Here is a 13594-nt window from a genome sequence, read left to right on the forward strand (position 1 = left end):
TAGAATATTTACGAGGGATCAGGATCGAGAAATGCTTATATCAGAAAACTGTTTTGATTTCCGTTTTAAATCAAACGGCTTCGTCAAGGTGCCCCCTGGCAGGCTCACCACGGAATGCTGAATTCGCCGGATGGGAGATCCTCAATATCCGCTTGGCTTTCTGCCGAATCCTTCTGTTTTGACAATAAAAAAAGAGCGCAGGTTCGCACTCTAAAAACAGCCGGGCATTCACACGACATATTTGCTTTGTCTGTGCGCCGCGTAATAAGCGGCGGCCGACAGCAGGCCGATGGCGGCGGCCAGAATCAGGATGATCGGAAAGATCTCTACCTTAACCGGTGTAAACAGCTTAAAATGGCCGTTGAAATTGAAAACCGCATGCCCGAGATTGGACAAAAGGTTTTTCAAATCAAATTTGCCCAGTACCGGAACCAGCAGGCTGTAGATGATATAAAGCAGAGCAGGCGCCGCAAAACTCCTCAACAGAATGCCCAAATAAAACCCGATCGTTGTGAAAATAAAGCTGACTGCCGCTATGACAATAAATTGAAGCAGGATATTGCTTTTTGACACCTCCGGTATTGTGAACTGGTCGACCGGAATCGTCCGCGCTGCCTGGGAATAAAGAATAAGGCTCGACACATATGCCGCACATAAAACGGCGGACATTCCGACAAGCATCACCATATAGACCGAGCACTGTTTGGCCAGCAAAACCGACTTCCAATCATGTCTGACCGCCTTGATTTTCACCGTCTTAAATCGCATGTCATAGGAAGAAATATAAATGGCGTAAAGCGTAAAGGCGAGCGGAAACAAAATAAACCCCATCCACTCCATCGTGGTGACGACCGCTTGTTTCGGCTGGAGATTGTGAAGCGACAGCACGAAATTCTCATAGTCATATCTTAAAATATTTTCAACGATCTCCCCGTCGCCGTCCTTGCTTTTGAGCTCCCCTTCCTTCACCTTGACTGGCGAGTCAAGCGCCTTTTGAATATCGATACCGAGCTGTTTGTATTCAGCTTCGGTTTTCAAAAACAGCCGGTAGCTGCCTTCTGTATTCTGATACTGAAAGTATATGTACCCGGATGAAATCAGCAACAGAGGAATGATCAAAAGCAAGAGCATTTTTGAATAGTATTGAAAGGCAAGCTCGTTCTTCAGGATTTTATAAATATTCTTTATAGACATCGCCCAAATCTGCCCCATTCGCTTTAAAATTTTCCACATGAACAGCCGAACCGTCTTTCAGCACGAACAATTGATCAACGATCGAAGAGTAAAATTCGAATTGGTGACCCGCAGCCACAATCGTCATTTCGCTTGACCAGTCATTGATCATCTCCTGAAGCTCTATCATTGAACGATAGTCAAATCCGTTTGATATCTCATCCAAAAACAAGTACGCCGGTTTGTTTAAGGCGGCGATCGTTAAAGCGAGCTTTTTTCTTTGCCCGTAGGAATAGGTTTTGACTTTCTTTTTCAAGAGCGAGTGATCGAGAAATGTTTGCGACGTCTGTTCGAGCTCTTCTTTTTTAACGGGTTTGTTTAATAAGATTTTGATGTTTTGATAGCCTGTGAGATTGAAATAAAACGGGGAATCATCATAAATGACATGCACCCGGTCTCTGACGGCTTCAAGGGGTTCGCCGTCATAGCGAATGCCGCCTTCGTAGTGTTCCAGCTTAAGCAGGCATTTCAAGAGCGTCGTTTTTCCGGCGCCGTTTTCCCCCATCAGGAAGCTGACTTTATTTTTTTCAATATTCATATTGAGACGGTTGAAGACCGTCTGATTTCCATACATTTTTGTCAAATGATTGATGTTAATCAATGGAAAAATCCTTTCTTAGGCGAGGATGGTGTTGCAACATTCTCCATTATACAACGCTGCCAAGATTTTCAAAATAGTCTTTTAGCAGCGTTGTATGCCGTTTGTTTATTTCAAATTAATCCTTTCCATATTTGCCTTTTTTGTTGACCCATCTTCTGTCGGTATAGGTTGTGCTGGCAAATTCAACATCTCCCCACGGCGTCACACTCCCGATACTGTGCGTTTTTTTCGCCCGCCATTTGTGAAGCCCCGTGGATTTGTAATACCTTTTGATCCCTTTCGCCCTCACGACATTCGGAAAGATGTAGCCCACATCCTGGAAGCCGCTGCTTTTGGATATTTTTTTGCCGTTGTAGTACCAGTCAATCTCATCTTTCGACCAAGCGAGAAAGCTCCCTCTTTTAATCGTGAGCCTTTTTCCCGAATAGGCCGAGAGACCGCTTTGAACACCGGCCTGTTTCGGAAGTGACTGGACATACTCTGTTTTGGCCTCAAGCAGTTCTTTCTGTTCATCTGTCAGCCGTCCGTCTTCTGAAGCCGCCGCAAACGAGGATGGAACCAGAAGCGCTGCCGACAAAGACACGCCTAAAATTGTTTTTTTCATTTTAACGCCCCCGTATTTTTTCAACATTTTTATGTATGTCTTGAGATGGCACCCGTGAAACATTTCCAGCAGCAAAAACGGTTTACGGTCGCGCATTCTATTATTTTAAGCGATGGAAAGAGTGAATCCTAGAAAATCAGACCATTTTATTATTACCTATTGGAAATTATCACCTCCTATATTCTATATTGTAGCATATTTTTCCTTATTAACAATTATATTTTCCAAGAAATAACGAATCTGTTACCGACTACTATATTCCATAAAATGATAATGGCATCTTCTTAATAGGGATTTTTTTAATTCTTGGAACTTGAGACCCAGGCGTCAGACTGATTCTCAAACTGAACGGAGGCCATGTGCAAAAAAGACGGCCAAAAATCAAGGCAGTCTTTAAATGTTGTTGGATTTATCGTCTGATTTACTTTTGGAAGGAAACATCCGCTGTTCACCCTTTTCATAAAGAACGAGCAATTGCCGAATGATAGACAGCTTTGGCGCTGTCCAGTATACAAACAGAGCTGACACGATGCCAAGGAGAGCTCCCGCGGCCACATCAAATGGATAGTGGACGCCGGACCAAATCCGGGAAATCCCTACGGCGAATGCGAGCACAAGCCACAGCCATCCCGTTTTTTTATGAAACAGGAAAAACATAAAACCGATTGAAAAAAACAGGATCGTATGGTCGCTCGGAAACGAATTGTCAATATCGTGTTCAATCAGCTTGTTGACATTTCTAAGCACGGCAAAGGGCTGATAGTTGGAATAAAGAGAGCCCGCCATTTTCCCGAGCATTTCGGCTATCGCAAATGAGATGACCGCATAAATGACCATCAATCTGTTTCTGGAAGTCCGGGTCAGCCAAAAAACGACAAGACCCAATGCGAGGACATACATCATATATTCAGCCAGAAAGTAAACGGCCGGATTCAGTATCGAATACATTTTTCCCAACTCATGAATGAAACGAAAAACGTGAATATTTAATTCTGAAAAAGACACGACTCAAACTCCTTTTTTATACTTAAATTCAATATATATCCATTTTAATTGCGTAAAAAAGCTTTAAACGATAATGAGGAATGTGCAATGGCCGGCCGCACATTCCCTTCATGTATCAATGAATATCGATTTTCTTAAAGTAGACGATCGTCGCGGCTAATCCAAGAACGGTTGTGGCGATGACACTGATAAAAGAGAATGCAGGCGGATATTCCGGAAAGAACGTACCCGAGGCGATCACCCATACCGCCGACCATGGGAATAAAGCGCTGTACTCCGTGCCGTATACCATAATGCTGACCATTGAGATAATGATCGTAAAGATAATGGTCGGCACATAATTTTTAAACAGCAGTGTCACAAATATAATTGGACTCAACAGGAAAAAAAGAAGTGCCCCGCCTGTCATAAATTGTTTCAACTCTTCTATTAAAACCGCCGAGCTGAGACCTTCAAATTGTCCGATCAGCCCAAACAGAAGCGTCAGCACCCAGGCGATTAACGTCAGCAGCATGATCCAAATGAAGAGCAGGACCAATTTGCTGATGATCAGGCTGATTCTTGAAACAGGAATCGTCAAGAGATTCTTCAGCGTGCTTTCGGCGTATTCCCGATTGAATAAATATGAAGTAATGACACCGTAAAGCGGGACTCCGATCAACAGGACAATGTACAGATTGGTATCGGAAAAAGTCTCGCTGAAGCGAATCGGTACATCAGGATACTTGGCTTTTTTAGCCAAAGATGATATAAAACAAATGAAAGGGGCTGCTGCCGCTCCCAAGATGCTGACCAGAAACATCTGTGAGCGCTTGAGCTTCAGCAGTTCGGTATACAGCAAATCAACCAATCGTCCCGCCCCCTATCAATTTGACGAAGTAGTCTTCAAGACTGTCTTCGCTCACCGTGATCTTCAATACGTCAATTCCGTTTTCGACAAACATTTTATTGAGCTTTCCCCGCTGGCCCAAGTGGGAATATACCCGGACGATTCCGTTCTGGTGAACGTCATAGTCGTGAATATTAAAATGCTGTTCCAGCAGCACGACGGCTTTATTTTGATCGGACAGTTGAAATTCCAGATATTTGCGGTTTCTTTTTCTGAGATGATCAAACGGAATTTCTTCAAGCAGCCTTCCTTCATGAATGATTCCGACATGATCGACGAGCTGTTCGATTTCAGACAAAATGTGGCTCGATATAAAAATGGTGATGTTTCTTTCTTTGGCGAGAGAATGAATGAGACTTCTCATTTCCTTGATGCCGATCGGGTCGAGGCCGTTTGTCGGTTCGTCCAGTATCAACAGCTCCGGATAATGAAGCAGGGCTCTTGCAATCCCCAGTCTTTGCTTCATTCCCAAGGAATATTTGCCGACGAGCTTTTTCGTTTCATGATGAAGCCCCACGATCTCCAATACTTCATCGATCGCATTTTTTTTATGGACACCGATGATTTTCGCGTTGATCAAAAGGTTTTCCCTTGCCGTCAGGTTCGCATAAAAGCCCGGCACTTCTACAATGGAGCCGATTCTCCTTAAAATTTCTTTTTTGTTTTTAAAAAAGTTGTCTCCGAAAATTTCAATCTGTCCATCGGTCGGTTTGATCAGCCCCAACAGCATTCTGATCGTCGTCGTTTTCCCGGCGCCGTTTCGGCCGAGAAAGCCGTATATACCTCCTTGTTTGACGTTGATATTGAGGCGGTCTACCGATCTTTGCGACCCGTACATTTTCGTGAGATTCGTCGTTTTAATGATCGTGCTCAAATTTGCATCACTCGCTTTCACTAACCTTATGGCTACATCATAAACAGAAGGATTTAATTCCTTCTTAACCAATTCTTAATTAATTCTTAAATGTATGGAGATAGCTTTGTTTAGGCAGTGAAAAAGCAAACGTCGTTTTTTCCCAGGGAACGCTCTTTGCCCATATGCGACCGCGGTTTTTTTCGACAAGCGATTTGGCGATGGCAAGCCCCAAGCCGCTGCCGTCATCAAGACTTCTCGAGCGGTCTCTGCGGTACATCCTTTCAAACACGTTTTCGATATCGCTTTCCGGAATCCCCGGCCCTTGATCCCAGACGAGAAGCTGATATTCATGCTCTGATTCCGTCAGCTCGATTCCGAGCACCTTTCCCTCTTTTCCATGGTGAATGCCGTTTCTGACGATGTTTTCGAGCACGCGGATCAGACTGAGCCGATCAGCGGTTACCCAACATTTCGTTTCCGGAATCTGCACCTTCAATTCCATATCGTGTTTTTTCAGCTCTGGCAAAAAGTCGATCAGCGTTTCTCTTGCGACTTCAGCAAGATCAAAGGACTCTGTTTTCAGCTGGATTTCGTTTGCATCGAGTTTTGCCATATTGAACATTTCATCGATCAATTGCTTTAAGCTGTTGGATTTTTTAGAAAGAATGTCGAGGTATTCCCGCCTTTCTGCCTCGGATGAAGCGACACCGTCTTTCAATGCATCCACATAGCCGATGATTGATGTGAGCGGCGTCCGGATATCATGGGAAATGTTGGACAGCAGCCGTTTCCTTGCCGCTTCCGATTTTGCGGCGTTGATTTGGATTTTTTCGAGCTTGTCGATCAATTCGTTAATGGATAACATGATGTCATGAAACGGCTCGTCGCCCTTTGCGAGCAATCTCCTTCTTACATTCCCGTCGGCCACGCGTTTCAGCTCGGTCTCGATCACCTTTAAGCGGCTGATGAAGCCAAGCCTCATCACAAACAAGAGGGCGCTGATCCCAAACAGAATGATAAACAGCGTGATGCTGTAGACCCCGAGGGATGCGCTCTTCATATGAATGAACAAAAGTCCGGCAAGCGCCGCACATTGCAGGATGAGAAGCAGCAGCTTTTTATCGCGCAGCATCTTTCTCACCTACAAACTTATAGCCGATTCCCCAAACGGTTTGAATCAATTGGGGATCGGACGGGTCCGGCTCTATTTTTTTTCTCAGCCTTCTGATATGCACCATGACCGTATTATCATCTTCTATGTATTGGTCTCCCCAAGCGTTTCGAAATAGCTGCGTCTTCGTAAATACCTGTCCCGGATTTGAGGCGAAAAACTTCAGCAGTTCAAACTCCTTCGCCGTCAGGGAGATGTCCCGTCCGCCTGCGGTGACCGTATATGTTTTCAAATCGATGGTCAATCCTTTAAATTGAATCTTTGATTGTTCATCAGAAGAGCGGCTTTCGCTGCCGAGGACCAAAAAACGCCTCAGCATAGCTTTGATCCGCGCAAGCACTTCGTTCACACTGAAAGGCTTCGTTATATAATCGTCGGCACCGATCGACAGCCCTAAAATTTTATCGCCTTCAAGGTCTTTGGCTGTCAGCATCAGGATCGGAATGTTCGTATGATTCCTCATCCTTCTGCACACTTCGATGCCGTCGATTTTCGGCATCATCACATCCAATACCACGAGGTGGTAATGGTTTTGTTCAAACAGCCTCAGCGCATCGTCTCCGTCAACTGCCACATCAACCTCATAACACTCTCTTTTTAAATATGCTTTCAATAAATCTCTGATCTCTTTTTCATCATCCGCTATCAGCACTCGAATAGCTTCCATTTGATTCACCCGCCTTGACTAAATTCGGAAAACTTCCCTCTCATTTCATTTTTACATTATAGCAGAGAAAAAACCTTCCAATTGAAAAAGGCACCTTTTTCAGGCACCTTTTTTAAACATATATTTCTTGCTCATCATTCAATCAAGAAAGCCATTGTCCAGCACATCAATGAAAGAAGAGGTTGTTTTCGCGTGCTTTTTCGTGCGTTCAACAAGTTGGATGATATCTTGATAGGCCTGCTGTGAACCCAAAACCAATAATGGTACGCCGAGCGGATCGATTTTCAGCCTTCTTGAAAACAAGCCCCCAAAGGTCATGGCTAATGGGACTGTGGGAGATGTATTTGAAAAAATCACTTTTTCACTGAGCATTCCACTGTTTTCAAACAGTTCAAGGACTCCCCGCATGGCCGGAATAACGGCTTTTGATGATCCCCTGCCGATCGTATACACCTTGCTGCCTTCTTCATCAAGTCCGTGATAGATTAATTTCCCCATTTCTTTGGGGCTGAGCCGGTTAAAGCAATCCGTGTTTAATATTTCGTTTTTGGTCGGCTTTCTGCTGAGCGGAAGTTTCTTAAGATGATAAGCGGCGGCCAGTGCAGATGAATGGGTGCCGCCATAACAATTGTAAATATAAATCAACATGATCACCCTCTGCTTGACGTCTTGTCTTTAATGTAGCCTAAATATACATTCTTTATTTCAATCTTTCTTCCAACACTTCTTTGATGACTGCTACATATTCATTAAACCGTTCATTCGACGTGCTTTCTCTCGTCTTCAATCCGAACCGCGCAAAAAAAGCCTCCCGCTGAGGAGTGCTGATCTCCAATTGAATGCTTAATCCCGTTTTACATTTATTATTCAGATTGTCCGGATCTGTCCCGGCAAATTTGTGGTCTTGATCCACCAGTTCAGCCGAAAAGCCATGCTCCTTCAGCGCCTTGGTGATGGCCTGTCCGCCTTTTTTGTCCGTTCCCCCGACAAGGGTATGTTCTTCCGTATCCTCATATCCATGAAAAGCCAAAATATAGTTGTGTGCGCTAACCGCTTCCAGCGCTGTCGGCTCATCGAAATGATTGCTCGTAATGTGCAGATCCCAATTTTGTGACGGCTTTATTCCTTCAAACAAATAGGTTGAATACTCATCGCTGAACGCCCGGACAAGTTCGCTGACCCCGCCTTCAATCCCGCCGCCGTGCGGAGATAAAACCAGGAGATCCGTTCCCATGTCGGTATATTCTATACGATAATCCTCCCCTTCTATTTCGTTTTCAGCAAGCTCGGCAAAGTTTACGTACTTATCCAAAGCCGCCGACGCTTTATTGTCCAGCGGAAATTGACAAAAGACGCATGTGCATACTCCCATGATCAACCCGATGATGCAACGTTTTTTCATCACTTGGTTCCATTCTTCCCGCACTGTTTGAAACTCCTTTTTAGCGTATTTTGTTCTCGTCATTCTTCCTTTCATTTCGGCATTTTCATAATATGGTAAAAATTTACTGATACCTTTCGTCCATTTGCCATTTTATATGTCGATTACAGCGGAATGAAACCGACCTTTACCTTATTTTTAAAAAGCGGCCCCGCCGTGTTTCCAGACGCACCGGAAGTGTTTCGAGACGCTGTTTTTATATCGATCGCCTCACACGGCCTCGGTGCCTTCAGATCACAGGTCGCCGAAGCTTGAACAGATGAAGCGCTTCCATTTTTTTAAAGGGTAAAAGTCTTCCTGCTTTTATATGATATTTTGCGTCCCTCATTCTCTGATGGAAGGGAGTAAACCAATAAAAAAAACGGATTTGCCTTGGGGCAAATCCGTTTTTTTAGAACCCGCCGAATGCGGTTCGGACTACTTTTTATAAAAAGCGCTGCGGCCAGCCCTTTCAACAAGAGCCGGAAACAGCTGGTATAGTTTGCTGACCGCGTTCATCCAGCGCGGCAGATTGATTTCACGCTTGTTCGTCATCATGATCGAAACGATTTTCAACGCCACTTGATCGGCGTCCAGCATCCATTTCCCGACGCTTTCCACATAATCACCCTTTTTATCGGCTGTCTTGAAAAAATCGGTCTTAATCGGACCGGGATTTACCGTAGTCACATGGACTCCTGTTCCGGCAAGCTCCATTCTCAGACTGTTGGAGTACCCAAGCACCGCATGCTTTGTCGCAGCATAAAGACTTGACTTCGGGGTAGAAATTTTGCCGGCCTGTGAAGCGATATTGATGATGTGACCGCTGTTTTGCGCGATCATACGCGGGAGTGCCAGCTTCGTGCAGGCAATCAGGCCAAAGACATTCACTTCAAACATCGCTTTCATATCTTCAAGAGATGATTCCAAGGCCGGCTCAAAGATCCCGAAGCCCGCATTATTGACGAGAATGTCAATCGGCCCGGCCTCTTCGAATGCCGCTGCAATTTCGTCCGTCCGGCTGACATCCAGAACGATCGTCCGGCACTTTGCATGGAGCTCGGTCGATATTTTTTCCTTCAATTGGTCAAGACGCTCTGCTCTGCGCGCCGCGAGAATCACTTCCGCTCCTGCCGCTGCGGAATAATAGGCGATCCGTTCGCCAAGTCCGCCTGAAGCGCCTGTGATCATAACCCTTTTGTCTATTAAGCTTTTTTTCATCCTTCTTCACCTACTTTGTACGATAATATTGAATTCCGATTCTTTCTTCGCTTGTGATGCGGCCGCGCGCCGCCAAATCGTCAAGCTGGCCGACCGTTTCAGACATTGTCAAAAACAGCTGCTTCTCATAGACCGAGGAAAACAGCTTCCGGCACAGGTCAAATGCGCTATGAGGTCTTTCCGCAAGCATGCGGTATACCTCGTCCGCCCTGTTTTGCTGCTTTTCCAGCCGCTTGGCGATCAGCTCCCCAGCATCATAAATCCTTTCGCCGTGGCCGGGGAAAATCACCTGTAATGGAAGCTCAGGCAGGCGTTTGAGTGATGATAGATAATCCAAAAGCGGCGTCGGACGCTCTTTTCCTTCTTGCGGCATTTCCAATAAAGGGTTGGAAGAAGACGGTTTCAACAGCAAATCTCCGCCGAACATGCTGCCGTTTGTTTCATGATAAAGGACGATATGTGAAGCTGCATGCCCCGGTGTTTCAAGAACCCGCCACCCTTTGAGCCCGTCAATCCGATCGCCTTCTGAAACGGTTTGCGTCAACGACCGTTTACACGAATACCGGTACGACTGCTTGATCGCGAGGCTGACTGGACTGATATCAACCGGGACGCCGAGCTTATGAAACAGATATGTAAAAAAGGACTGCTGTTTTTGGATAAAGGCGGGATTTTGGCTGATATACGGTTCATTATAGCGATGGCCGATGATCTTGATCCCGTCGGGCAATTCATCCAATAAACCGGCATGGTCTGCGTGATGATGGGTCAGCACCACCTGGTCAATATCGCTTACCGTCAGACCGAGTTCGCCGAGCTTTCTTGTTAAAATCCCGGCAGCTTCCTTTGTTTTCGGGCCTGCATCAATCAGTGTCAGCGCCTCTCCTATCACCAAATAAATGTTGACGTCTCCGATCGCAAACGGAGTCGGCAGCGAAACGGGGATAATACGTTCTTCTGTCATCATGTTCTTCTCCTATCCTGCAAATTGACGTTGATCATATTTTACCTTTTTCCCCCTCGTGTGTCATTTTTGCTTCACCTGCCTGTTGACATACGCTCGCCCCTCATTGCATAATGAACAACAAATATATGATGCTGATCATAAGAAGACGCAATGAAGAGGAATAGTAAACAGGCAATGGTTAAAGAGAGTGAAATTCCCGGCTGAAAGATTTCACAGCCCGCTTTCCTGTTGAACCTGCCCTCAGAGCGCTTAGGCAAACCTAAACGTTTCCCGCGTTACGGGACAAGAGCTGAGCATGTCATATGCTAATGAAGGTGGTACCGCGAAACCTTTTCGTCCTTTAAGAAGACGAAAAGGTTTTTTGTTTTTTTAAAAGGAGGACTTAAAGATGAAACGAATTGGATTTATCGGAGCGGGTTCGATGGCCGAAGCGATGATGAAAGGACTTGTCAAAAACGGTGCGGTTGCGCCCGGTCAGATTGCCGTTACAAATCATTCGAACAGCGTCCGGCTCAAAGAGCTTGAAGAAACGTACGGAGTGCGCGGCGAAACCGATACAGCAAAAGTCATCGGCTTTGCAGATACACTTGTGTTGGCGATGAAACCGAAAGACGCCGCAGACGGGATTGCCGCCATTGCACCGCATTTAAAAGAAGAACAGCTGCTGATTTCGATTCTTGCCGGCATTCCGATTGATACAATTCAGCACTACACAGGAAAAGAACTGCCGGTTGTCCGGGCGATGCCAAATACGTCGGCTTCCATTCAGCAATCGGCGACAGCCCTTGCGGCCGGCCCGCTTGTTTCAGCGGCGCAGATTGAGGAAGCCTCGGCACTTTTTGCGACGATCGGCAGCGTCACAATCGTGGAAGAAGCGGCACTCGATGCGGTGACAGCCATCGCGGGAAGCGGTCCGGCTTTTGTTTACCGTTTTGTGGAAGCGCTGGAGGCGTCGGCCCGGGAGTTGGGTCTTGATGAAGGGACGGCGAAACAGCTGATCACCGACATGATGGCGGGAGCAGTCAAAATGCTGGAAACCGGAAGAGACCCGTCTCTGATGCGAAAGGACATCACAAGCCCGGGAGGTACGACGGAAGCCGGCATTCGGGTTCTCGAAGAGCTGCAATTTGAACAAACGGTCATATCGTGTATAAAAGAAGCCGCACACCGTTCTCAAGAGATCAGAAAGCAGTTTGCCGTCCACATATAAAAGCCGGAACGAATCAAAACCGTTCCGGTCTTCCTTTAAAGCTGCACATTACTAGATAGCAATCTCTGAATTGCAAACTGAAGCAGATCGGGCAGTTTCCCGAATGAAAAAGGCACATGAAGGCGCTCCGTCCATTTATGAGGATCTTTGCCGACGGGTCCGATGTTAATAACCGGCACAAAGAGCGCATTCTCTTGTCCGGAAGGCAGTGAATAGCCATGATTAAACAGCGGCATGTTGTCTGTAAAAGCGGAAATCGACTGTTTTTGCAGCTGAAGATAGCTTAGATCCGAAAGTCCAGGGAAATATTGAATTTCCTGAAACTCAAAGCCGTACCGCTCCTCCGCATAGTCCGTCACTTCGCCGATCACCTTGCGGATGAGCGGGTCGTCTTTTGAAGAAACGGCAGGGTAGAACGGCGGACTGTAAAATAACACGATCATGGGGGTGTCATCTTTGCAGAGCGAAGCCAGGTCGGAAACCAATTTCGTGGAAAAATCGCGATCGCCAAGCTCTCCTCTGTTGGCGAACGCAAAATGAAGAATCCGCTCCGCCTCAGCCCTGCCGGCTTTTTCTTTTGCTCTATCCCACAATTCGCCAAAGGTGAGGACGGAGATGGTCCGCTCAATTGGCGTAAAAGCGGCGAACCGCTGAAAGTCCAGTGCTTTCCGTTCCATATTCGCTTTGATGTTAGCGGCCGCTTTTTTAGCGGTATCCATGAGCAGCTGATGAAGCTCCTCTGCCGAACGCTTCATCGTCAGCACATTGAACAGCGACACGGCCGTATGCGGAGTCTGTACAGAGTAGGCTTCCTTTAAATCTTTTTGCATCAGATTGACCGGAGGAGGTGTCACCTCTCCGTCGACTTCTTCGCAGTAGTCCGCACTTAATTCAAGGAGCCGGTTGATTTCCGATACCATCAAATTCGCGTTCAAGCCTGAAAACGGCTCGCCTACATGCGTTTCAATCCCTTTGCAGAAAAATCCGGCGAGCACTTTGCCGATGCTTCCCGAATAGACGTAGTGCTTCGGGTCCCCCGGGTATTGTTCAAACATCGGTTCGGAGTTTAAACAGGATGTATATTGCAGGTCAAATGCTTTTTCCCACGCTTTCAGCGTCGGCACAGCTTCAATCATCCCCTGTGAATTGACTTCTTCATCCGGTACGGTGATGAGAAGAAGGTTTCCGTCGAACTCGCCGTTCATGGCCCGTTCAAGCATGGATAACTGAACGGTAAGACCCGCTTTCATATCCATGCTCCCCCTTCCGAACAGCCACTCGCCGCTTTCCAAGTCTTTTTTGACCCGATCGGGCAGCGATTCTTTTTTTTCCGTCAATGCATCCATCAGTTCCGGCGGTTTGCATGCCATGTGCTGAAATTCCCCATAATCCGCTGTATCAACGACATCAAAGTGGCTGATGAGCAGCACCGTATTTTTTTTCGGCGACTGTTTGACAAGCGCTGTCAAAAACCAGCGTCCGTCTTTCATCGGATGAAGCTTCAAATGCTCCGGATGCTTTTGAAAATATGACCGCTCCTTTAATACATTGTACATATACTCTGCAAGCGCTACTTCCCCAGCCGTACCGGATATGCTCTCATATTGAATGAGAGAAACGAGCAGCTGCTTTAGTTCCTCCTCTGTCTGCCATTTCATGAAGCAAGCCTCCTCTTCTGATTGCCGAAGATATATTCGAAATCATATGTTGATAAAAATAGAATAATAGACAATTTTATTGTACAGAAAAT

14 protein-coding genes and 1 other annotated feature are annotated in these 13594 nt (G+C 46.1%); of the genes, 1 reads left to right on the forward strand and 13 read right to left on the reverse strand.

The features are described from left to right. Positions 1–228: 228 nt before the first annotated feature. From M654_RS15255 to M654_RS15310, 12 genes are all read right to left on the reverse strand, one after another. Entirely contained in the window at positions 229–1194 is a 966-nt protein-coding gene (locus M654_RS15255) for an ABC transporter permease (RefSeq protein WP_026587739.1), read from the reverse strand. Further along, the gene (locus M654_RS15260) at positions 1172–1834 is read right to left on the reverse strand and encodes an ATP-binding cassette domain-containing protein (RefSeq protein WP_026587740.1); all 663 of its coding nucleotides are present in this window, start codon (positions 1832–1834) and stop codon (positions 1172–1174) included. Before M654_RS15260 ends, M654_RS15255 begins: the two co-directional genes overlap by 23 nt. A 115-nt stretch (positions 1835–1949) precedes the next feature. Next, positions 1950–2438, reverse strand: coding sequence for a hypothetical protein (locus M654_RS15265; RefSeq protein ID WP_026587741.1), 489 nt, complete (start codon positions 2436–2438; stop codon positions 1950–1952). A gap of 393 nt (positions 2439–2831) precedes the next feature. Further along, positions 2832–3443 carry an undecaprenyl-diphosphatase gene (locus tag M654_RS15270; protein ID WP_026587742.1) on the reverse strand — a complete coding sequence of 204 codons (612 nt, stop codon included), beginning with the start codon at positions 3441–3443 and terminating at the stop codon, positions 2832–2834. 115 nt (positions 3444–3558) lie between these two features. Beyond that, a complete protein-coding gene (locus M654_RS15275) occupies positions 3559–4293 on the reverse strand; it encodes an ABC transporter permease (protein ID WP_026587743.1) in 735 nt (244 codons plus the stop codon). Beyond that, a complete protein-coding gene (gene bcrA, locus M654_RS15280) occupies positions 4286–5206 on the reverse strand; it encodes a bacitracin resistance ABC transporter ATP-binding subunit BcrA (RefSeq protein ID WP_026587744.1) in 921 nt (306 codons plus the stop codon). The genes M654_RS15275 and bcrA overlap by 8 nt, the downstream gene beginning before the upstream one ends. A 79-nt stretch (positions 5207–5285) precedes the next feature. After that, positions 5286–6320 (reverse strand): sensor histidine kinase, encoded by a 1035-nt coding sequence (locus tag M654_RS15285; protein ID WP_026587745.1) that lies wholly within the window; start codon positions 6318–6320, stop codon positions 5286–5288. Then, a complete protein-coding gene (locus M654_RS15290) occupies positions 6307–7026 on the reverse strand; it encodes a response regulator transcription factor (protein ID WP_026587746.1) in 720 nt (239 codons plus the stop codon). Before M654_RS15290 ends, M654_RS15285 begins: the two co-directional genes overlap by 14 nt. 138 nt (positions 7027–7164) lie before the next feature. After that, complete coding sequence (locus tag M654_RS15295) at positions 7165–7671, reverse strand: DUF3189 family protein (protein ID WP_026587747.1); 507 nt, start codon at positions 7669–7671, stop codon at positions 7165–7167. Between the two features lie 55 nt (positions 7672–7726). Beyond that, entirely contained in the window at positions 7727–8452 is a 726-nt protein-coding gene (locus M654_RS15300) for a poly-gamma-glutamate hydrolase family protein (protein ID WP_026587748.1), read from the reverse strand. Between the two features lie 432 nt (positions 8453–8884). Then, positions 8885–9667, reverse strand: coding sequence for an SDR family NAD(P)-dependent oxidoreductase (locus tag M654_RS15305; RefSeq protein WP_026587749.1), 783 nt, complete (start codon positions 9665–9667; stop codon positions 8885–8887). A 10-nt stretch (positions 9668–9677) separates the two neighbouring features. Beyond that, positions 9678–10631, reverse strand: coding sequence for an MBL fold metallo-hydrolase (locus tag M654_RS15310; RefSeq protein WP_026587750.1), 954 nt, complete (start codon positions 10629–10631; stop codon positions 9678–9680). Between the two features lie 144 nt (positions 10632–10775). After that, positions 10776–10978 (forward strand) — a binding site (T-box leader). 44 nt (positions 10979–11022) lie between these two features. On the opposite strand from M654_RS15310, the gene proC reads away from it, so the two are divergent. Next, positions 11023–11844, forward strand: coding sequence for a pyrroline-5-carboxylate reductase (gene proC / locus M654_RS15315; RefSeq protein WP_026587751.1), 822 nt, complete (start codon positions 11023–11025; stop codon positions 11842–11844). A 35-nt stretch (positions 11845–11879) separates the two neighbouring features. Here proC and M654_RS15320 read toward each other — a convergent pair whose 3' ends face one another. Beyond that, on the reverse strand, positions 11880–13502 hold the full coding sequence (locus tag M654_RS15320; protein ID WP_026587752.1) for a M20/M25/M40 family metallo-hydrolase: 1623 nt from the start codon (positions 13500–13502) through the stop codon (positions 11880–11882). Positions 13503–13594: the final 92 nt, after the last annotated feature.

The sequence above is a fragment of the Bacillus sp. NSP9.1 genome, assembly GCF_000465465.2.
In the GTDB taxonomy this organism is placed as follows: Bacteria; Bacillota; Bacilli; order Bacillales; family Bacillaceae; genus Bacillus; species Bacillus sonorensis_A.